Below are 19,516 nucleotides of genomic sequence, written 5' to 3'. Positions count from 1 at the left end.
ATTTTTTATTTTGTTAAATCATATTGCATATGATCATATAAGTGACTACCAATGTACAATTGGCCTACTTTTTCAAAACCAACCTTTGTGTAAACATGCTTAGCTGGTTCATTATCGACATCAACATTCAAACTCAAAATCTTTTCACCACGTTTTTTAATAACATCGATGAAATGTTCCATAGTTTTTGTACCGATACCTTGATTTTGGTAATCCGGAGCAACTGCAAATGAATCTAAATACCATTCTCCAGGCCATGCTTCTTTATCATCAAATAAATTGTCCTCTTTAATACCATGTTCGTGCAGAATCTTGATTAATGGCTTATCAATGCCGTCTTCTTGGCTTTCTGGATAACCAACAGCGATAGCAACAACCTTACCGTCAAGTTCGTTAACAAGAATGTTATCAAAGCCGTAGCGATAGCCCGGTTGGAAAAATCCTTCTTTGATAACTTGTGCCATCTTCTCATTACCAGCTTTTTTAAAAACATCTAATTCCATTTCATCGAAGATTTGGAACAAGATAGGTAATATCTGATCAGCATCTTCTTCTTTTGCATATCTAAACATATTTTCACCTCGTATATATAATACATGTTTTAGGAATAATCTCAAATATGGCTAGAATCGCAAAAAAACAACGATTAGATAATCATTGTTTTTAAGTCGGCAAAGTTATTATCTGATTCTCCTAGTGGTATTTTTTTTGTAAACAATTATTTAATGATAATTTTCTCAGGATTATCAATTGAGTACTCTTTTATTATAACTGGAGTCTTTTTGAAAAAATATAATCAGTTTCCTGAAAATGTCCAAAAACGTAAATTAATTTTCTAAACAATTATTTAATTCGTTTAAAATTTTCGTTACATCTATTTTTAAATCTTCTTCAAACCATTTTGTGATCAAATAAGTAAGACTAAAGATCACCGATGCCTTGTTAGAATTAGCAATCAAATTAAATCTTTCAATCTCCAATTTAATATAATTTTCAATGATTCGTTTCTTAAAAGCTTTTTCATTCAAGTTATTGCAATTACGACAAAAAACTTTATTCTGATTAATATTTTTAATAAGTTCCTCAACGAATTCTTTCAGTGAATTACTATTTTGACTTGCTTTGGCAACTATTTTTTTCTCAAAGGAACTGAGGTATAAATCTTCCATACCATCAAAATTAACATACAATGTACTTCTAGAAATATTCCAAATCCTAACAAATTGCGTTACATGAATAGTATCTATATGCTGATTTGATAAATGAGTATAAACATTATCAATCAATTGATCATACTTCTTTCCCACTTTTCAACGTCCTTTCGAATTGATTAAAGGTATCGTATCAAAATAGCCAATTTTTTAAAATAGATTTTGAACGATTGTTAATCGAATTTGTTATTAATTTTAATCAATAATTAGATATACACTTTGCTATTTTTAATTCAAAAATCGACTTATACTTAATAACAAAATTACTATCAGGAGGATATTTATGAATCGTAAACAAATTGCTTTATTAACCAGTTTTTCAATTTTAACAAGCATTAGTTTGACTAGTATTAATTCTTCCATTCATCCGCGTACACACTTGATTAAAGCTACTAATAAGAAAAACGTATCAAAAAAGAAATCAGCTTATCCTGATATTATGAAAAAATTAGATCTAACTTCGATGCAGCAATACGACAGCAATACCCTATTCATGAAAGTTGCTCTAAAGGATTTTTACATCAAGGATTTTTCTGAAATATCCACGAATAAGTATCGTCTTCTATTAACCCCACTAGATACGAGTGATCAATATTTTATTACCACGGTCTCAATGACAGAGTCACTGAAAAAGAACCATCAGATCACGATTCAAGGATTCTTAAACGGCAAGACTAAAGTTAAAGATAAAGATAATCTTCAAGATAAATATTTGAATAAAAATACTGTTTCAGTTTTAACTGATCATGTTATCTATTGATGATTAATCTGTCCAAATTATTTAACCTTCTTAATGTCTCACTACTGTATACTTGAAATAAGTTCCCCAAGTAATTTTGTTACCTGTGAGTGATTTAGAGGAGCTCTCAGAGGATTTCTTTAAATTGTTATCATTTATGCCATTATGTGTTGTAATCGTTAATAGGATCTTTTTTAAAAGAATTCTATTAGTTCGTTGGGTTCCATTTTAAGGATACAAAAAAAGCCTTAACCATTGATATAACAATGATTAAAGCTAAATGATATTAATCTCTTAATACCGGTGATCGGGGTATCAAATCCCTATATAATGGTAGAAACACACCGAAGTGTGCAAAATATGTGCAGAAATGAACGTCCAAAACATCTTAAATAGTTTGTGAATCCTCCAAGTAACCAGTTAAAAATTAATTTAATTGGTTACTTTTTTGATATAACAACTTGACTATACACTCTCGAGAGTGTATTATAATAAGTGTAGTAAGGAAGGAGATGAAAACATCGGTTCCAGGATAAAAAGAAAGAACCAGCAACAAAAGGAAAAACGAGAAAGAGTTGAATATAGACTTGCAATCATAACAACAATTCTTTCAGTTTTAGCTTTTATAAAAAGCTGGTTCTGAGACAATCAGGGGCGGAAGCCCTTGTTTGCTATCCTTAGTATACCATGTTGATGTATGAAAAATAAAAAACAAAAAGCTACTATCATATTATTTGGAATTTCCATTGTACTGATTATACTAACTTTTTTAAAAGAATTTCTTTAGGAGAATTTTATGTCAGAAAAATTAACTGAAGCAAGGATTAAAGCAAATAAAAAGTGGGATAACAAGAATAGAGATCGTACCAGGTATTTAAATTCTCGTTCTGCAGCACGTGGATTTATTAAAAATAAATCTACATTGGATGATATTAAAGAACTTCGAATTTTATTGGATACTCGAGAAAGAGAATTGAATAACAAAATATAAAAATGGCTCCCACTCTATTATTCGAGTGAGAGCCATTTTAATCGGTAGAAAGAATCATAAAATTACCCAAAACTTACTAAAAAACATAATCTTTTTCTTCATTTTAAAATCGATTTGATTATTCTTCGGCAGTAATTTCAAGTACTCGTTTTCCTTCTTTTCCTTCAAGTTCAAAAGAATAGAAAGTGGCGTTTTCAAAGCTCTTTTTTACTCTATTGTCAAAATCAGCGCTATAAAGTATTTCACTCAAAATCGAATTTATAATTCTCGATAATTTACTAATTTTATCAGCTTCAATACTTATTATTGGCTTAACTTGTGGCATCTTAAAATTTTCTTTTTTTATGGCAACATAATCATTCTCTTGCAAAGGAAATTTAACTACATTATCTACCGGAATCATAATTATAGAATCTCTTTTTCCTTGCCAATTAGCTTTATCACTAAAGAAGTTATCAAGAAAGCTATTAATGGTGTTTCCCATTAAGTTTTCCTCCTTTCATTTATATTTAAAGGAAAATCATAAAATTTTTTCCTTTATACTCTTATTATAAAGGATATTCATTAGCTATTTTCATCCACTTTAAAATAAGACCCTTGTCCACCTCATCTGCAGAGATACATTAAATGTTATCGTTTTTATTCAAATCTACTGCCCGAAGTATACTCGAATGGAATATATTCATCAGTAGCAATCTTAGCCATTGGAATTTTATTAATAATTTTGAATCCATCAGTTTTAAATGATTTAGCAGTGCTGACAGACGCATTCTGTACACGTTTTCCCTTTGAGTTAAAGACAGGAGCAGGCAAATCATCAATGTATTTAACGATAATTAAATCTTTAAATGGCGTTTTTGATAGCGGAACAAAAATATCCGTAGCAATTTGATAATGAGGTTCATTATTTATCAATCTAATATCTGAACTCTTCCAGGTTGATCCCACCTCATACATTTCAGGTCGTTCAATGCCTAATCTGTCCACTGGATGTGTTTGTTCAGTTAATTTGATAACATTTTCTACTTTAGGCTTTTGGGGTTCAACTTTAGGTTGTGTGGTTGCTTCAGTTTTGGCTGGTTGCTTATCAAAGATGCCCCAGTCATAACTCATGTCTTGAGAGCCACCGCCCCAGCTTGATGTGTACTGCCAAGCGACAATGTTACCTCTTGCTCCACAATCGCTTGATCCATAGCTAGCTACCCAAGTCGGGTACTTATTAGCATCAAGAATACCTTGGTTGAACCAACTAGCCATACTATATTGGAATACATTTGTATAACCTTGTGTTTCAAGGTAATTAATGAAAGTATCAACATAGCTTGCTACTGCTGAAGTATTCAATGACGGATCTTCTACATCAACACAAAGAGGTGTATCTTTTCCAAAACCTAAATTAACAACTGATTGCTCGAAGAATTTTGCTTCATTGATTGCATCAGTAACACTAATCGCTAGAAAATAATGGTAAAATCCAACATTCATACCAGCTTTAATCGCATTCCTAGTTTGAGTCAACGCCTTAGGGCTTAAATAGTTAGATCCATTAGCGCTTCCTTGAGTAGTTTTGATTAAAACACTTTGAACACCTGAATTTACAAAATTTTGGAAGAATGCTAAATCGTCTCTTTGATAGCTTGATATATCAGCAAAATATTTAGTCATGCTAGTTCCTCCTTAAATTTGTTGAATTTGAATAAGTTGGTGTTTGTACTTCTGTGGGAGTATTACTATTCGTATTACCCTTTGATGTGTCAGTAATTAAACCAAGAGAACCACCAATTAATAAGATAGTATTTACTATTCCCATAATTTGATTGATTTGATCAGAAGTGATTTCCCAACCAAACAAATGACCAATTTGCTGGCCAAATACTAATATTAAAGAAATTAACGATACCCACCACGCTTTTGAATGGACATCTAATGTTAATTTATTCTTCATCATTAACCTTCCTCTTTTCTATTAAATAAAGTTTTAATTTCCTCATTGTCTTTAGTCAATTTCAATTCGTGCTCCTCTAGCTTTTTATCAAGCTTTTCAAAATGCTCTTTAAATTCTCTATGTTCTTCTTTTGAAGAATTTTTAAAATCTTGAACCGTATTTGCCAAATTATTAATTGAATCTTGAAGGGGCCTAGTTATGAAATGATTGACTAGCCAAATAAACCACCCACCAAAGCCAGTTATCAAAAGGAATATACTTCCAAGCTCCGAAAGTGAGTAGCCTAAGAATACATGTGGTGGCATATTTTGCCTTCTTTCCTTGAATGCAAAAAAAGAGTAGCCGTTAGGCTACTCCTTCTTTATCACTCTTATAATCTTCGCCAGTAATTTCTTTATAATCATCTTCTGAGATAACGATTGGAACATATCCAACAATGTCACTAGCCTTCAAAGTTCCCCATCCAAATTCCATCTTTAATAGTTCTATCATAATAATTCCTCCTTAAAATTATTCCGACCACCACCACTACCAGAAAGGGAGCGTGCTTTTATTGACTACTTAGCTGTAATGGTTGCTTCATCAGTTGTAGCTGTGGATGTTACGTCTGTTGGTGCTTCTGGAGCTGGTGTTAGAACTGTCCAGCCTTTTGCATCAACTTTTTCTGATTCGAGGCCTGTAACTGAATCCTTAAAAGTGATTTTATAATCGCCATCAGCAACTACTGTACCTGCTGCTAGTCCTGTCACTGTATAGCTAGATGTCCCAACTTCACTTTCGCCAACTTTATTTCCTGCCTTATCATAAATAACTTCAATATCCTTTGAACGATCTACTTCTGCCATAATTAAAACTTCCTTTTTCTAATTTTTATTGTGCTGTAATTACTGCTCCATCAGTAGTTGCGACGGATTTGATTTCTGTTGGTACTTTTGGAGTTAGATCAATTCCCATTACCTTATCCAACTTGATGGTTAGATCTGCTATCTGCCTAGTTAATTCAGTGGTAACCATTCTAGAATTAGCTTTATCTTCAATATATTCTTTCGTTAAAGTTGTCAAGGCCATTTGAAGTTGATCTTTAGTTAAACTATCTTTTAGCTGATCTTTGGTTAACTCGACTAGTGATACTTTAGTTTCTTCATCAGGTGTTAAGCCTGTTGAAATGTGGACTAATTTGTTATCCGATTCTCTGACCGTCCAGAGGTAACTTTCACTAACTAAAAAAGCTGGATCACTTTGAATAAGTATCCAACCTTTTTCCTTTGCTTGCTTTTCAGCAGCAATGTCATTTGTATCATTCACATTGATAATATTTCTACTATCATCTAAATAAACTGCTATCTCCATAGTTTCACCTCCTAATTTTTATAAGTATTTACACGAATTACTGGAATTGGGAACTCATCATGATCAACGTTATTAGATGATTTTTCTGTTACATGCACTGTTAAGCTTAAATTAATGTTTTCGTTAGGAAGTATCTTGATGGATGATCCTTCAAAACTTACGATACTGAATGAATAATTATGATTGATATTAATCCAGCCATCTGAAGAATTGTACTGACCTTGAACAACTTTTCCAACGTATTGTGATAGTTGATCAGAAACATCAAACGAATTATTCATAATCAGCTCTTCTTTAGGAACTTTGATTCCTTTTAGTCCAATTGATGATAAATCCATACGAACTTGGTCATCTCCAAGAGGTATTGAATAAACACCTCCGAAACTACTATTTGGAGCCGCTAAAGTTTTATTACTTAAAGTGATTAAATAACCATCTTCTGCATTTTCATGATATGTTGATGGCCCTGTTAGTAAAACATTTCCAACTGATGATCCTGTAAAAAGATTAACAGTTGATGGCAATTGCGATACTGCATTTTGAACTGAATAAGTTGAAATCGTATCTACGATAAATTGATACTCAACACCAGTTGCTGGACTAGCGCCATCATTGCTATATCCCTTGTCATGTGTCAAAGTCAGCGTCATGTCCGCATTGAGAGTCAATGAAATTGATGGTGCCTTAACATTTTTACCACCAAGATTTTCACCAATTCCGATAATTGGTACAAATGCTGCAGACCCGACATTAATACTGGAATTATTGATATAGATGGGATATGAAGCGAGCGTAGTGTAACATCCACTCTTTACCACATTGTTTACATCGCAGTTTAGTGGTAAATCCGTAACTGTTCCAGCAACACCGTTAGTGACTACCGTCTTTTGAATGTGCCCTAGCAGTTGAATGCCGTCATAGTTTCCATTGAATTTAGAACCCTGTGCATCCTTAAAAGTAATTGTATTTGATTTAGTAGGATCATCCGTCCCACCCCACTCGAAATTGCGTTGTGTGATTTCGCCATCAGCAAGTGAACCAGCATAGTAATTAGCCCCAGCACTAGGATGCTCCTTATCAATATCCGTTCCACCAGACCCTCCACCAAATGCACCAATATCTGTTAAATCTAAAAGATTATCATCCCCAGTGGGTTTTACAGTTTTAGTATTACCATCTTTATCTTTAACTTTTGCACCCATAACGGCCTGTACTACAAGTCCAGCGACTTCGGTTAGTTTATTTGTTGCCATTTATTTTTCCTCCCCTTAATTAGTTGTTGCTGCAGCATCAGAATCAAGTGCGGCAGTCATAGTTTCAATTTTTTTCAAAATGTCTGGATCCTCAATCTTATCTGAAGTATCGATTTTGTCGATTTGCTTTTGAATTACGCCTTGTGCAGCATCTGCTGGTAAAAAGGCATTGGTTCCATCGATTTTGTTATCTTTTAGATCTAGCGGTGCAGTTGAGTATTCGCCTTGAGCATTCTTATACTTGATACCAATTGGCATTTTGGCTACTAATAATGCAACTTTCTCTAAATCATTATTTGCCGCCATTTGAATCATCTCCACTATCAGAATCTAATGCTTTACTCATAGCATCAATTTTTTCTTCAATTTTTGGATCTAAAATCACATCATTCATATTCAAAACAATATCCCCCATATCAATCCCAAGTTGAACATCTGAATAGAGTCCATCATGAGTTACTAAATTTGAACCTTTGATTTGTTCAGTTAATCCATCCATTCGAGTCTGAGCATCATCAACAGATTTATTCAAAGTACCAATTTTCTCTTTGTTCTCTGTCACATAGCCGTCAATTTTATCGTTGCCGGTTTTTAAATTTTCGTCTAACTCATCAGAGATTTCTTTCATTTTTTGACGAACCGAAGCCAAATTATCTGCAATGATTGCCGCATAAGCATTGAGCAAATAACTTAATTGGTGATCAGCTGAAAGCTGCATCTCTTTAATATGAAACAAAGCTCGTTGATATTCAGACACATAAAAAGCCATTGCTCTCGGATAGGACACATCATTCGCAATGACATTTAATGAAAAATCTAAAGTTGTATAAATCTTACTTCTATCAGGCGACTCAATAACAAAATGACAATTCTTATAATAACCAGCTGTTTGAGCTACTTCTGCAGGTGGTGACCAAATGATTTGACCAAGTTTAGCTTGAACACGATTGAAGCCCCCATCATCATATATTTCAGCTCCAGCATGGTCATTACCTTCAAATCGAATCAAACAATTCGTCATGTCCACAGGACCGTTTTTAGTCAAAAATAGTATTGGTGACTTAAACATTCCCGATTGACCTTGACGGATACTGATTTCCTGAAATATACGTTTATTGGTTAGTGTGTCAACCACGCCTTGAGGCAGATTATGAATATGTTCATCGTCTGTATCTTCGTGTGGAAGATAGAACGCCTTAGAACCATCTAGATAGAAAATCATTGGTTGTTCTAGGGGAATATCGGTCTTTAAAGTACTGTATTGGCTTCCAACTGGAATATGTAATTCAGGGACATTGGTTTCCTGATTAGTATTAGTTGGATCCGTATTAACTGTATCTGCCATCTAATCTTTCTCCTTTTCTAAATTTTGTTTAAGTGAATCAATCTTATTCTCGATATTTGCATCTTGAATTTCATCGTTAATATCCACTTGTTTATCTCCTGCGTATGAAGGTGGAAATACACTATTAAGACTGCTGCTATCTGGCTTGTATTCAACAGCATTGTTCAGGTTGTTGATTTGTTGTTGAAGATATTTCAATTTTCTATCCATATCTTTTTTTGAATAATATTTTTCCTCAACGTTCTCATGCATGAAATTAGCAACACTGACATTGATAAGTTTTAAAATGAAAGACTTTAAATTACTTAGCGTATTTTTCAAACTAGAAAAATAACTTTTCTGACTTAAAGAATAATCAACGACTGAATTAACTGTTTGTTGAATATGCTTAATGTTATTGTTGTAATCATCCCTGGCATCAGAATTGGCAATACCGTTAAATCCGTCTAAATTCAACTTTGCTAAATAATCTGGAAAATCTGGGGAATCTGGCCAAACAACATTATCTTTAACATCATTAAATTCATAAACCTCTGATTTATAATCACCATTCTCATCTGGACTAGATATAATAATATCTTTACCATTTTTGAATGTTAAAATTACACTCTTACCATCCTTAGACTTGAGTTTCATGTTTTGAGGAAATTCAGACTGTAATACCTCTTTTACTAAATCATCCAATTTATCAACTCCTTTCCTTCAAATCTGATAGTTGATCATCTACCACTTCCAAATATTTATTGGTAGTAGCAATTTCAATCACACCATTTTTCGAATCCTTAAACATAGCCTGTAAGTATCCACTTTCGATACCTGCAGGCTTATTTTTTGTGTTTTTGTCAAAATAAAAAAGACCTGAATTATTTAATAACTCAAAGTCTTCAATATATTTTGCATAATTACTTTTTTCATCAATCCTTTTATCCACAAACCCTGTTAATCCTTTAACAGCTAAATAGTGAGTCTGAGGATAATAATATTTTTGACTGATTGGATCCGCAATCCTTCTAATATCTGTCATTAGACCTCACCTACCTTTTGAGTCCAAGGACCAGCAATAAGTCCATTAGATAACGATATTGAAGTATTTCTACTAGCATTGACCAATGAACTCTGAATCGATAATTCATAATCCGTCAACGTTGTTGGAGTGGAATTTAAACTAACCTCATAAACATTCGAATAACTTAATGGATTGTATTTAACACTCACAACAGTAACCCAAGTAGTGAAATTCTCTGCAGGTATATCACAAAAGACCATATCCCCAGTTTCAAAAGAATCACTACCACTATAAGTCAATGAAATATTAACTTCTGGTTCAGTCTTCATTTGAGCTAAGGCATATTTTCTCATTTCGACTGGATCTTCTATCTCATCATTACTAACAGCTTGTCCTGGACGTTCTCCCCACTCACTAATTGACTTAGAATCATAAACGATATAGGGAGGAAATGAATAGCTTTGATTATCTGAAGCATCATCACTATCGTTTTCTTTTACTTCTTTTGGTTGAACATCTGTATCACCAGAAAAGGTAATATCGTCGGCACAAACCCATTCATTAGTTGCAACTTGATACCAGGTCTTACCTCCAGCACCATTGCTAACTGAGGCATTAATCCGATATTGATCACCATTTTTTAAGATTCGACCAGGTACTTCATTCTGAGGTGTAAATGGAGAATCATAGACTTTAACGGTAGTTGGTTGAGTTGTAGTTGAATCATCCCCACTATCGTTATTTGTTGTTTCTGCAGCTTTAATAGTTCCTTGTCCTAAAACGTCAGTAATAACCCTGTCTTCAGGTTGAATATCCCCTTCTTTATCAAAAGTTAGATATTTTTCATTGACCCATCCATTTGTTGAAACTCTATACCATGTTTCATCATTAGATGTAATTTTCGAATCCATAACCCACTTACTACCATTAGGCAAATATTGAACAACATTAGTTGGATTATCTGGATCAGTTACTACTGGAGCGCCACCAGTTTCCATTGTGCTAACAGAACCAACAGCGGTACCGATAGCGGTTGAATCTGCTGCAGCGTTCGTCTTACCAAACACTTTTGCAATGTTCTGTAAATCAGTGGTATCAATGCTTGCTTTAAACGTGGGAGTATCATGAATGTATCTAAATGTCTTGTTGGTCTTGTGTTGCCATTGGTCCATAATTACCAATTTAATATGTTTATTGTCAGCAACCACTACTAAATTAAATTTCTCAATACATTCATTAATACAATCTAGTCCAGATTTATTACCATAATCTTCAAAAGTTGCGGTCTCATTTGAACCAACGACCTCCCAGGTATACCCCATATTTCCTAGCTCATTCTGATCAAATATAAAACTCATCATGTCGGTAGCTGACAATTTTCTTTTACCCGGTAACGTATCATATTGATAAACATATCGACAATCAAACCAAATATGAGTGGCTGAAACCGTGCGTTTATTATCGTAGGCCTCATCGTCCTTATCGGCTTGTTTTATTCGATACTTCTGACCATTAAAGTAAATATAGTTTTCATTCTGCAATAATTGATAACCAATACTACCATCATTTTTAGCAGTGAAATCTATTTGATCAGATTGATTCATTTCCTTGTGATTACTTAATGAATCTCTTTGAATACATGTCAGTGTTTCTTGATACTGGCCTTTTCTATCACTGACAATATAACGAGGTAATTTAATCATAGATAAATGAAAGGAAAATCAAAGGTAACTGTTCCAGTAAAGCCAGTCAAACTGAAATTGTTCCAACCCTTTTGTAAATTAATGGATCCATGATTAGTATTAATTTCGCAAGCATTACCATTCAAGAATGGATGAACTCCTTTCAATATCAATTTATCGGTATTAATTAAACCACCATTAAATTGGAATATATCCCCTGTATCACTATTAGTTAATACAGGACTTCCATTTCCCTCAAAAATAATGTTCAATTCATGATTTTGCTCATAAGGTTGAATATCAAAATCGGATGGATTGAATATTTTAAAAGAACCCTGAGCTTTTGTATAATTCAAATCTTCGAAAGGAAGATTCAAATTATTACTTAAAACATAGGGTTCTTTTTTCGTATCAATAGGAAAGTCGCTACTTCTGACAACTGAATATAAATAAGCACTTGGAATGTCAAATTCAACACTAAATGTCTTATCTAAATATCCAATCGCTGTTATATCAAATGGCTTGGTAATACCATAAAAACATCTAGCAATATCATTACTTTGACGAACTCTTATTAACTTTCTGTGGAAAAACTTGTTATAAAGTTCATGACATTTTGCTTCAAAGTCAATTTCATCAGATGTTTCTAGAAAGAAATTAGCCGTTGCAGTTCGAGAATCATATAAAATCGGTCCTTGTTGCTGCTGACCGTCAACACCAGTATTACTGATCAAAGTTGTTTTTGTTTGTGGTGAACTTATTTTTAAATCTAAAAAATGCAACCCACGATAATCTTGGATTGCAAATTCATCTTCATTATTTGGTTTTAATAAAAGCGTATTAACACGAAACTTGCCATTAGTTAATATGGCCAAGACTATCACCCCATTTGATATTTAGTAATTTTTCTATCTTTTAATCCTAATTCATTCATCATTTTATAAAGATTTTTTAAAACATTCGAATCATCAGGCTTTGCGGCATCCCTTGAAATAATTTCAAGAATCTTGGCTAAAATTCTATTTTGAATTTGAGTCAACAATGCCTGTTGCTTTTGGTTTTCTTCAATCCTACTTGTATCAAAACTAACTGCAGAATTATTACCATCTCCAAATTTAGCTTGAGCTTCACTTAGAACTTGCATGGCTCTGGTTCTGTTAGTCAACGGAACAACCATTTCTGGACCTGCTTCACCGATGATTGCATTTGTTGCTTTAGTAATAACTCCACCTGCAGCCATTAATCTTGGACCAGAAGGACCACTAGCAGTACCACGCCATTCGCCATACTTGCCATTGTAGCCCATTCCCATATCTGTTCTCCATGTCGCATCATTAAACAGTGCAATTAGTTGATCTAACGGATTCCAAATATTCTTGTGTCCAGGCATAGCGTAATTATTAAATGTTGGGTCAATATACTGCAAAATTCCTTTTGATGGTGTACCGGCTTTGGCATTATTATCAGTCAAATTAATAGCGTGTGGATTACCGCCAGATTCATTGCCGATAATACGTTCAATCATATCTACATTAAAATCAGTTATCTTCTGGTGCATGTAAGCGGCGGCAGCCTTAATCATTGGACCATACGCTTTAGCTGGCATCGCTTTACCAGAGCCACCCATAGACTCAACCATTTTATCCATAACATCTTGAATATGATCTTTGACCCAATCTCCAGCCTTAGATGCTGTTTTATCCAAAGTTCCTTTGGAAAGTTCAGCATAAGACTCAATCTTAGGCATTACCTTATTACCAGCAGTTGCCATTAAAGCCTTAGTATTTTCAATTGGATGTTCCATGAATTTAGACAAGGCTTCAAACTTATCACCAATCCAAGAACCGACATTTTCAAGTGAACCTTTAGCCCAATTAATCAATCCACTACCAGCACTCTCAATCTTGCCAATGACACCACCAGTGGCATAATGCTGAATTCCAACAGCATTCATAATACCTTTAGTCTCATCACCATTATAAATTCGAGTCCCTGCAGGTAACATCCCTGTCCAATTACGTTTGTGACTCATCATTAATTCACCACTAGGTAATTGAACTAGTTCCTTCCAGTTAGGACCTTTACCATCATTAATGACTGATAAATGTTGTTCTACAACACCACCTTGAGCAAATTTAACTTTACCTAGGTGTGGAATATTAGTCTTCTTACCAGTGAAAAACTTCCATACTGAATCAATTGCATCAACACCAGAATTGATAACACCAAGTACACCATTGATTCCGCCGGCTGCTGCCTTTTTGATTCCATCCCAAATTCCGCCAAAGAAATCAGCCATACTCTGCCACATTTTATTCCAAACAGAAGATATAGCACTAAGGGAATTTGAAAAAATACTAGATAAGAAATTCATGATTGGAGAAGTAAAACTAACAATTCCGTTCATGATTGATTTGAAGAAATTACTGATTCCAGAAATTGAATTATGCCAAATATTACTTAATCCGCTAAGAGCCGAACTAGCAATATTAGACAAGGATTTCATAATTCCACTGAAGAAAGTTCTCAGTCCAGAAAAAATTGATCTAAAGAAATTACTAATATTGGTTAAAATTGGACGATAAAAGTTCATCATATTCGTCCAGTAATTCCGCCAAATATTAGATATTCCGCTCATTATTGACTTGAACCAATTAGATAAAGCATTCATGCTAGTTCGCCATGTATTACCTAATCCCGTCCAGAAATTCTTAAACCAATTTTTGAAAGGATTCCAGATTGCTTTGATACCATTGACTAATGATTTCATTAAATTCTTCATTGGTTGAATCAATGGTTTAGTAATCGTAACGGCAATTCCGATTGGTAAAGCTAACGCATAAACCACTAATTTTCCGAAGCCTTTAAGAGCACCGACTAAAGCATTGAGCATCTTCTTACCAATTTTAGCAAAGTCAGAAACCCATTTGGATATAGTATTAGTAACACTACTCCAAGCCTTATTTAATCCAGAAGTTAATTGAGATCCCCAAGCACTCATACCAGCAAAGGCAGCTTTGAATTTTCCTGGTATTTGACCTAACCATTTAACTAAATCATTAAAGACTTTTTTAATAGTCTTGCCAACATTATTAACCGCATCTCTGAATGGTTTTATCTTATTGTAAGCAAGGACAAATGCGGTAACTAAAGCAGTAACGGCTACAACTGCTATACCTATTGGACCAGATAGACCTATGCCTACAAATGACAAAGCTCCTTTTATTGCACTAAAAGCTTTAATTAAATGGCCAACACTACTTATTATTGACCCAATAACTATTAATACTGGTCCTAGTGCTCCAACTATCAATCCGGCATTAACAATAAATGATTTTGTTCCTGGACTTAACTTAGAAAATGAATTAACTAAACTAGTAAGCTTTTTAATTAATGGAGTTATCGATGGTAATAATTGAGAACCAATAGTTGTTGCTAAAACATTCAAAGACTCCTTAAATTTACTCAAATTAGCATTAGCTGAATTATTCATTGTATCGGCAATCTTCTTTGTCGATCCTGTAGCTTTTTCAGTTTTGTTAGTTAAATCAGTTAATGCATCGCCACCTTCAGAAACAAGTGCATTCATACCTGCTTGAGCTTCGGTACCAAAAGCCATAGCTATAGCTGAAGCTTTTTGTTCCTTAGTCCAACCTTGCGTGTTTGTCTTAATCTTATTTAAGATTTGAGGCAATGTAAGAGCATGATTCTTAAAATCTTCGGCATTAATTCCCAGTTCTTTCATACCCTCAGCATTTTGTTTCGAAGGCTTCATCAATCTTGTTAATGCTGATCTAAGAGCAGTACCAGCAACAGAACCTTCGATACCTTGGTTTGACATCTCACCAATAGCTGCAGCAGTTTGTTCCAATGAGATACCAGCAGCATGAGCTGTTGGACCAACGTATGTCATAGCATCTCCCATGTCTTGGAAACCTGCTGCCGTTGCATTAGCTGTATAAGTCAAGGAATCAGTAACTCGCTCAGTATTTTTCAACATTCCGGAAGTAGAAGTAGATTTTAATCCAAATTGCTCCAACGTTGAGGTGGAAACTTTCATTACCGAATTAAAATCATCCCCACTAGCTTTGGCGGCATTAAGAATTGAAGGCATAGCACCTAAAGTCTGCTTAGCTGAATACCCTCTTTTTACTAATTCCTCCATACCAGAATTTATAGAATTGGTTGAAATACCGTATTGAGTAGCCCATTTCTTTGACTCATCTGACATTTCCTGAAGTTCTTTTTTTACTTGCTTAACACCTTCACCATTTGTTTCTAGTAATGGCCTTATATTAGTCATTTGAGATGAAAAATCAGATGCACTTTTAACGGCATATCCAAAACCAGCAGTTAATGGTAAAGTGAATCTCGTTGTCATTGTCGAACCAGCACTCTTTAAAGCACCACCGACAGCATTCAATTTACCAGACAACTTATCTAAACGATCAGCTGACTGTGCCTGACTTGTTGAAAAGTTTTTAACTTTTTTGCCTAATTCATCATATTGAAATTGAGCTTTCGACTGTTCAGCGTTCAATTCAGCAATCTTTGAACGTTGATTTTGTGTTTCTCGTGCATCACTGCCTTTAGCATCGATTAAATCTTGTAATTTAGCTCTTTCAGAAGCAATAATTTTGCTGTAATTATCAACTTCCTTCCCCAAAGCACGATACTTAACCAAATTGGCTTCAGTTTGTTTGCCTTGAGTCTGTAAACTATCAACTTCAACTTTAGACTGCTTTTGAACACGTTGAAGTGCTTCACGATAGGAATCATTTCCACGTTCAGCTTCTTTCATCGCTACTTTTGCATTATCAAGTTGGCGTTGATATTGAGCTTGTTGAGTTTCGGCTTTATTCAACTGAGTAGCTACTTTCATAGCCGAATCAGAATACTCACCATTAACCTTGACCGCTGTATCATAACGGTCTTTTAAAGTTGAAATTTTTTTCTCATTAACATCCATCAGCTTAGACAATTCATCAACTTTTGAACTTGCTTTTTCATAGGCCGTGCCAGTTGTATCTAAGACTGATAGATTGGCTTTCATTTCAGACTTAGCTAAACGAAATTGATTTTGAATTGATTTCAATGAATCTTCAAACTTAGTTGAACTCATGTCCAATTCAATAATCATTGAACCAAGTGGTCTGCCACTACTTGCCATTTAACTGACACCTCCTTTAAAAGTTGTTATAGAAGTCTTGAGCCGACATCATTTGAGTATCAGTTGTTGAATTACTATCATCCGCTGTGGCTCTTCTATGCAAATAATCTAAGAAACTTTCAGCATCCGCATCATCAATATCCTTATACGAAACACCATTTTTTAATTGTTGATCGGTTAAATCATCAAGAATTTTGAGACCTTCTGCCGCTGTTATTTTTTTGCTGGATGATTAGCGTCAGCTTCGACACCACCCATAGCATCAGCAAGAATGTCACTTAACGTTGACATACCATCTGATTCCAAACCATCGTCAATTGATTGAACAGTTACTTTTGGATTCTTGAACAAACCGGCAACCAATTCTTCCATTTTTTCCAAATAGATATCGTCTTTGCCTGAAAGTTCAATATATTTTTTCTCTTCAGAACTAGTTAATAATTTGCCTGAATCCATCTTTGTATTAAGAATTTTAAGCTGTGCTTCATCTTGTTCTTGCAGCTTATTAAACTTGAGAACCTTCTTTAATTCCCCAAAAGAAATATAATTCTGTACATACTGTTTGGTTTCTTCTGATTTTGGATCGTACAAATCAATTTTGATCATTATGCAGTTTCTCCTTCGTTAGTTGTTGGTGTTGTGCCATCAGTTTTGTGACCTTCGTTCTCAAGAACTTGTGTTGAATCGTCTAAGTCTCCAGTAAATCCGGGGAATACTACCTTTGCGAATTGAGCTAAAGTAGTTCCATTTGAATTCGAAGCCTTAGTTTTGACTAACTTATCTTTTCTTCTTGTAATGGCACTACCAGTAAGAGAAACATTATTTGGTGTCATACCTTTATCTTCACCAGTCTTGAAATCTTCAGCATCTTGAGTTGAGAACTTAGCTTTGGCAATTCCAATCCACATAGGTTTTTGATTCAAATCTTGTGCTTCGGCAATGATGGCAACATATGGTTGTTTAACATCAGATTTTGTCATATAAACTCCATCCTCATTTAACTCATCACCCAACACGTCAGTTGCTACGTCAGATGGTAATTCCATTGCTGATAATTCAATCTTTCCGGTACCTGTACCAGCATTCGATACGTAGTAAGCAATATTAGATGCATAAGTAACATTCATTTGACCGGAAAATCCAGATGTTTTTAATTCGACAGTCCCACCAGAATCTTCATCAATTGGAACTACTTTAATAACATTTTCTTGATCATCCATAATTCCAATAAAGATTCGTCTGAAACCTTGAGTACCGATAGCTTTTAAATTTTTAGTTGGTGTATCAGCCATTTAAAAAATCTCCTTTACACTTTGTGTTTTATTAAATCTAAGAATTAAACGTTGAACGTCGTAATTTTTATCTGTTTCTTGAGTATCAAAAAAGCACTCAAATTGATGAGTGCTTAAATCTTTTTCTATTAAACTGTGATATTTTTCTACTTCTCTGTTAGTCGCTACCAAAACATTTACTTGGCAACTAACTGTTTCAAAATTCTTTCTATTACTAGCGTAGTCATTTGAATTCGTTGGTAAGGTATTAATTTGAATCATCGGAAATTCCTTATTCTGGAGCATTTCTTCTGGAATCTTCTTATTAATAAACAAATTAGTATCATTAAATCCCAGATTCATGTTTTTAATTAAATTGCCAACCTGGATTGCTGCAGAACGAATCATAATCCCAGTTCCTCCCTAACAGTTTTCTCCAAAGTATTTTTATACGCCTCTTCACTTTGAGTAAGGGTATTAGAAATAAATGGTTTAGGAGCTTGATTAATAGTTCCCAATTCAACGAAATGAACACGCCAGTAAGTATCTTCACCGAATCCAACTTTTACTGCTCCAGTTGTATCAACATTCGAATAGACAATATCATCCTTCAAATGCTTAAAAGTTGTTTTATGGCCGGTTCGCTTGTCCATTTCACGTTGAGCTTTCCAAGAACGATCAGATTGATTTTCGTAAGGAGTATTTTTTTCAAGATTATCAACTACAACATCTCGACCAGCTCGCAATGCTTTATTTCTAATCGTCTTACCTTTTCGACCAAGTGAAGAAAGATTTGAAGTAATATTTTCATCCAAACTAAAACTCACTTTTGACCAATCCTTTCACATAGAATTACATCCCATTCACCGTATTGAGTATCATAATCGACTGCTTTAATTTGATACTCAATATTTTCCGGTTTTACCAAGTGAATTAGGTGCATGTCAGACGTGATGAGTGGTTCAGTTCGCTGTCTATGACGGATAATGAACTGTACTTGATTCCTGAGGGCTTCCAAATTTTGGGCAATTTCATTAGCTTTTTTGGTTCTCTCCATCGCATACAATTTTTCATAGATAACTTTATCTTCACCTGGTATTGAATCACCATAATCATCAACTGAATCTTTACCTTTTGAAACGATACGAATTCGTTCATTCAAATCACCAGTTTTAGCTATCGCCATAATCTTGAGCCTCCTTCCAAATTTTAAATTCGGGTTTCAACTGTAAAATAAAAGTCTGCACGCCATAGTAAGTTTCTTTCTCCTTACTTGAGGTCGTTGCAGACTTATTTTTGTAATAATAATCGGTTAACATTTGAACTGCTAAATCAAATCTTTTGTTATTTTGATAAAATTCATCCTCTTTTGAGCCACCAATAGATGAAATCATCGTATCAATAGCGACATCACGATACATTTTAATTTCATCATTATCGGTATTATCAATTCGAAGATTGTCCATCAGTTGATCTATATTATCATCAGCCATTTAATCACCAGCCTTACTTATCGGCAGGAACCAGTCCTAATAAATCATCCTTAGTTGTTT

The 19,516-nt window shown here is 34.2% G+C and carries 25 protein-coding genes; 2 read left to right on the top strand and 23 right to left on the bottom strand.

The genetic code is table 11. From position 1 onward, the window contains the following. Nucleotides 1-5: 5 nt before the first annotated feature. Both U8521_RS01780 and U8521_RS01775 read right to left on the bottom strand, forming a co-directional pair. Entirely contained in the window at nucleotides 6-572 is a 567-nt protein-coding gene (locus U8521_RS01780; protein WP_334333412.1) for a GNAT family N-acetyltransferase, read from the bottom strand. A 255-nt stretch (nucleotides 573-827) separates the two neighbouring features. Further along, nucleotides 828-1,307 carry a hypothetical protein gene (locus tag U8521_RS01775; protein ID WP_334351670.1) on the bottom strand — a complete coding sequence of 160 codons (480 nt, stop codon included), beginning with the start codon at nucleotides 1,305-1,307 and terminating at the stop codon, nucleotides 828-830. Nucleotides 1,308-1,494: 187 nt separating this feature from the next. On the opposite strand from U8521_RS01775, the gene U8521_RS01770 reads away from it, so the two are divergent. Continuing rightward, nucleotides 1,495-1,971 (top strand): hypothetical protein, encoded by a 477-nt coding sequence (locus tag U8521_RS01770; protein WP_334351669.1) that lies wholly within the window; start codon nucleotides 1,495-1,497, stop codon nucleotides 1,969-1,971. Between the two features lie 775 nt (nucleotides 1,972-2,746). Beyond that, the gene (locus tag U8521_RS01765) at nucleotides 2,747-2,941 is read left to right on the top strand and encodes a hypothetical protein (protein WP_334351668.1); all 195 of its coding nucleotides are present in this window, start codon (nucleotides 2,747-2,749) and stop codon (nucleotides 2,939-2,941) included. Nucleotides 2,942-3,059: 118 nt separating this feature from the next. Here U8521_RS01765 and U8521_RS01760 read toward each other — a convergent pair whose 3' ends face one another. The 21 genes from U8521_RS01760 to U8521_RS01660 form a co-directional block, all read right to left on the bottom strand. Beyond that, on the bottom strand, nucleotides 3,060-3,425 hold the full coding sequence (locus U8521_RS01760) for a hypothetical protein (protein WP_334351667.1): 366 nt from the start codon (nucleotides 3,423-3,425) through the stop codon (nucleotides 3,060-3,062). A 155-nt stretch (nucleotides 3,426-3,580) separates the two neighbouring features. Then, a complete protein-coding gene (locus tag U8521_RS01755) occupies nucleotides 3,581-4,606 on the bottom strand; it encodes a GH25 family lysozyme (RefSeq protein ID WP_334351666.1) in 1,026 nt (341 codons plus the stop codon). A gap of 1 nt (nucleotide 4,607) precedes the next feature. Continuing rightward, nucleotides 4,608-4,889, bottom strand: coding sequence for a phage holin (locus tag U8521_RS01750; protein ID WP_010019178.1), 282 nt, complete (start codon nucleotides 4,887-4,889; stop codon nucleotides 4,608-4,610). Further along, nucleotides 4,889-5,191, bottom strand: a complete 303-nt coding sequence (locus tag U8521_RS01745; RefSeq protein WP_334351665.1) for a hypothetical protein — start codon at nucleotides 5,189-5,191, stop codon at nucleotides 4,889-4,891. The genes U8521_RS01750 and U8521_RS01745 overlap by 1 nt, the downstream gene beginning before the upstream one ends. A 40-nt stretch (nucleotides 5,192-5,231) precedes the next feature. Then, entirely contained in the window at nucleotides 5,232-5,378 is a 147-nt protein-coding gene (locus U8521_RS01740; protein ID WP_278551883.1) for an XkdX family protein, read from the bottom strand. Between the two features lie 65 nt (nucleotides 5,379-5,443). Continuing rightward, complete coding sequence (locus U8521_RS01735) at nucleotides 5,444-5,731, bottom strand: flagellar hook assembly protein FlgD (protein ID WP_334351664.1); 288 nt, start codon at nucleotides 5,729-5,731, stop codon at nucleotides 5,444-5,446. A gap of 25 nt (nucleotides 5,732-5,756) precedes the next feature. Then, nucleotides 5,757-6,236 carry a hypothetical protein gene (locus U8521_RS01730; RefSeq protein WP_334351663.1) on the bottom strand — a complete coding sequence of 160 codons (480 nt, stop codon included), beginning with the start codon at nucleotides 6,234-6,236 and terminating at the stop codon, nucleotides 5,757-5,759. Between the two features lie 11 nt (nucleotides 6,237-6,247). Beyond that, nucleotides 6,248-7,489 carry a hypothetical protein gene (locus U8521_RS01725; RefSeq protein WP_334351662.1) on the bottom strand — a complete coding sequence of 414 codons (1,242 nt, stop codon included), beginning with the start codon at nucleotides 7,487-7,489 and terminating at the stop codon, nucleotides 6,248-6,250. Nucleotides 7,490-7,504: 15 nt separating this feature from the next. After that, a complete protein-coding gene (locus U8521_RS01720) occupies nucleotides 7,505-7,795 on the bottom strand; it encodes a hypothetical protein (RefSeq protein ID WP_334351661.1) in 291 nt (96 codons plus the stop codon). Then, entirely contained in the window at nucleotides 7,782-8,834 is a 1,053-nt protein-coding gene (locus U8521_RS01715) for a BppU family phage baseplate upper protein (protein WP_334351660.1), read from the bottom strand. Before U8521_RS01715 ends, U8521_RS01720 begins: the two co-directional genes overlap by 14 nt. Continuing rightward, nucleotides 8,835-9,518, bottom strand: coding sequence for a hypothetical protein (locus U8521_RS01710; RefSeq protein WP_334351659.1), 684 nt, complete (start codon nucleotides 9,516-9,518; stop codon nucleotides 8,835-8,837). It lies immediately after the preceding gene. Between the two features lie 4 nt (nucleotides 9,519-9,522). Then, entirely contained in the window at nucleotides 9,523-9,858 is a 336-nt protein-coding gene (locus tag U8521_RS01705) for a hypothetical protein (RefSeq protein WP_334351658.1), read from the bottom strand. Next, on the bottom strand, nucleotides 9,858-11,543 hold the full coding sequence (locus U8521_RS01700) for a phage tail protein (RefSeq protein WP_334351657.1): 1,686 nt from the start codon (nucleotides 11,541-11,543) through the stop codon (nucleotides 9,858-9,860). The genes U8521_RS01705 and U8521_RS01700 overlap by 1 nt, the downstream gene beginning before the upstream one ends. Further along, nucleotides 11,540-12,397 (bottom strand): phage tail domain-containing protein, encoded by an 858-nt coding sequence (locus U8521_RS01695; RefSeq protein WP_334351656.1) that lies wholly within the window; start codon nucleotides 12,395-12,397, stop codon nucleotides 11,540-11,542. The genes U8521_RS01700 and U8521_RS01695 overlap by 4 nt, the downstream gene beginning before the upstream one ends. Before the next feature lie 5 nt (nucleotides 12,398-12,402). Beyond that, nucleotides 12,403-16,692, bottom strand: a complete 4,290-nt coding sequence (locus U8521_RS01690; RefSeq protein WP_334351655.1) for a phage tail tape measure protein — start codon at nucleotides 16,690-16,692, stop codon at nucleotides 12,403-12,405. A gap of 213 nt (nucleotides 16,693-16,905) precedes the next feature. Continuing rightward, nucleotides 16,906-17,298 (bottom strand): phage tail assembly chaperone G, encoded by a 393-nt coding sequence (gene gpG, locus U8521_RS01685; protein ID WP_334351654.1) that lies wholly within the window; start codon nucleotides 17,296-17,298, stop codon nucleotides 16,906-16,908. Continuing rightward, on the bottom strand, nucleotides 17,298-17,984 hold the full coding sequence (locus tag U8521_RS01680) for a major tail protein (protein ID WP_334351653.1): 687 nt from the start codon (nucleotides 17,982-17,984) through the stop codon (nucleotides 17,298-17,300). The genes gpG and U8521_RS01680 overlap by 1 nt, the downstream gene beginning before the upstream one ends. Continuing rightward, nucleotides 17,985-18,371 carry a hypothetical protein gene (locus tag U8521_RS01675; RefSeq protein WP_334351652.1) on the bottom strand — a complete coding sequence of 129 codons (387 nt, stop codon included), beginning with the start codon at nucleotides 18,369-18,371 and terminating at the stop codon, nucleotides 17,985-17,987. Then, a complete protein-coding gene (locus tag U8521_RS01670; protein WP_334351651.1) occupies nucleotides 18,368-18,790 on the bottom strand; it encodes an HK97-gp10 family putative phage morphogenesis protein in 423 nt (140 codons plus the stop codon). The genes U8521_RS01675 and U8521_RS01670 overlap by 4 nt, the downstream gene beginning before the upstream one ends. Beyond that, nucleotides 18,787-19,149 (bottom strand): head-tail adaptor protein, encoded by a 363-nt coding sequence (locus U8521_RS01665; RefSeq protein WP_334351650.1) that lies wholly within the window; start codon nucleotides 19,147-19,149, stop codon nucleotides 18,787-18,789. The genes U8521_RS01670 and U8521_RS01665 overlap by 4 nt, the downstream gene beginning before the upstream one ends. Further along, nucleotides 19,136-19,456, bottom strand: coding sequence for a head-tail connector protein (locus U8521_RS01660; protein WP_334351649.1), 321 nt, complete (start codon nucleotides 19,454-19,456; stop codon nucleotides 19,136-19,138). Before U8521_RS01660 ends, U8521_RS01665 begins: the two co-directional genes overlap by 14 nt. Between the last annotated feature and the right edge of the window lie 60 nt (nucleotides 19,457-19,516).

This window comes from Companilactobacillus miaonis (assembly GCF_036913615.1).
Lineage (GTDB): Bacteria > Bacillota > Bacilli > Lactobacillales > Lactobacillaceae > Companilactobacillus.
This window is presented reverse-complemented; position numbering and strand designations above follow the sequence as displayed.

What these genes read in the sequence shown, in the direction of transcription:
- U8521_RS01770 (WP_334351669.1), top strand. Translation starts at nt 1,495, where the DNA reads ATGAATCGTAAACAAATTGCTTTATTAACCAGTTTTTCAATTTTAACA.
- U8521_RS01680 (WP_334351653.1), bottom strand. Translation starts at nt 17,984, where the DNA reads ATGGCTGATACACCAACTAAAAATTTAAAAGCTATCGGTACTCAAGGT.
- U8521_RS01705 (WP_334351658.1), bottom strand. Translation starts at nt 9,858, where the DNA reads ATGACAGATATTAGAAGGATTGCGGATCCAATCAGTCAAAAATATTAT.
- U8521_RS01730 (WP_334351663.1), bottom strand. Translation starts at nt 6,236, where the DNA reads ATGGAGATAGCAGTTTATTTAGATGATAGTAGAAATATTATCAATGTG.
- U8521_RS01675 (WP_334351652.1), bottom strand. Translation starts at nt 18,371, where the DNA reads ATGATTCGTTCTGCAGCAATCCAGGTTGGCAATTTAATTAAAAACATG.
- U8521_RS01660 (WP_334351649.1), bottom strand. Translation starts at nt 19,456, where the DNA reads ATGGCTGATGATAATATAGATCAACTGATGGACAATCTTCGAATTGAT.
- U8521_RS01665 (WP_334351650.1), bottom strand. Translation starts at nt 19,149, where the DNA reads ATGGCGATAGCTAAAACTGGTGATTTGAATGAACGAATTCGTATCGTT.
- U8521_RS01780 (WP_334333412.1), bottom strand. Translation starts at nt 572, where the DNA reads ATGTTTAGATATGCAAAAGAAGAAGATGCTGATCAGATATTACCTATC.
- U8521_RS01690 (WP_334351655.1), bottom strand. Translation starts at nt 16,692, where the DNA reads ATGGCAAGTAGTGGCAGACCACTTGGTTCAATGATTATTGAATTGGAC.
- U8521_RS01735 (WP_334351664.1), bottom strand. Translation starts at nt 5,731, where the DNA reads ATGGCAGAAGTAGATCGTTCAAAGGATATTGAAGTTATTTATGATAAG.
- U8521_RS01715 (WP_334351660.1), bottom strand. Translation starts at nt 8,834, where the DNA reads ATGGCAGATACAGTTAATACGGATCCAACTAATACTAATCAGGAAACC.
- gpG (WP_334351654.1), bottom strand. Translation starts at nt 17,298, where the DNA reads ATGATCAAAATTGATTTGTACGATCCAAAATCAGAAGAAACCAAACAG.
- U8521_RS01740 (WP_278551883.1), bottom strand. Translation starts at nt 5,378, where the DNA reads ATGATAGAACTATTAAAGATGGAATTTGGATGGGGAACTTTGAAGGCT.
- U8521_RS01725 (WP_334351662.1), bottom strand. Translation starts at nt 7,489, where the DNA reads ATGGCAACAAATAAACTAACCGAAGTCGCTGGACTTGTAGTACAGGCC.
- U8521_RS01750 (WP_010019178.1), bottom strand. Translation starts at nt 4,889, where the DNA reads ATGATGAAGAATAAATTAACATTAGATGTCCATTCAAAAGCGTGGTGG.
- U8521_RS01720 (WP_334351661.1), bottom strand. Translation starts at nt 7,795, where the DNA reads ATGGCGGCAAATAATGATTTAGAGAAAGTTGCATTATTAGTAGCCAAA.
- U8521_RS01745 (WP_334351665.1), bottom strand. Translation starts at nt 5,191, where the DNA reads ATGCCACCACATGTATTCTTAGGCTACTCACTTTCGGAGCTTGGAAGT.
- U8521_RS01765 (WP_334351668.1), top strand. Translation starts at nt 2,747, where the DNA reads ATGTCAGAAAAATTAACTGAAGCAAGGATTAAAGCAAATAAAAAGTGG.
- U8521_RS01755 (WP_334351666.1), bottom strand. Translation starts at nt 4,606, where the DNA reads ATGACTAAATATTTTGCTGATATATCAAGCTATCAAAGAGACGATTTA.
- U8521_RS01760 (WP_334351667.1), bottom strand. Translation starts at nt 3,425, where the DNA reads ATGGGAAACACCATTAATAGCTTTCTTGATAACTTCTTTAGTGATAAA.
- U8521_RS01700 (WP_334351657.1), bottom strand. Translation starts at nt 11,543, where the DNA reads ATGATTAAATTACCTCGTTATATTGTCAGTGATAGAAAAGGCCAGTAT.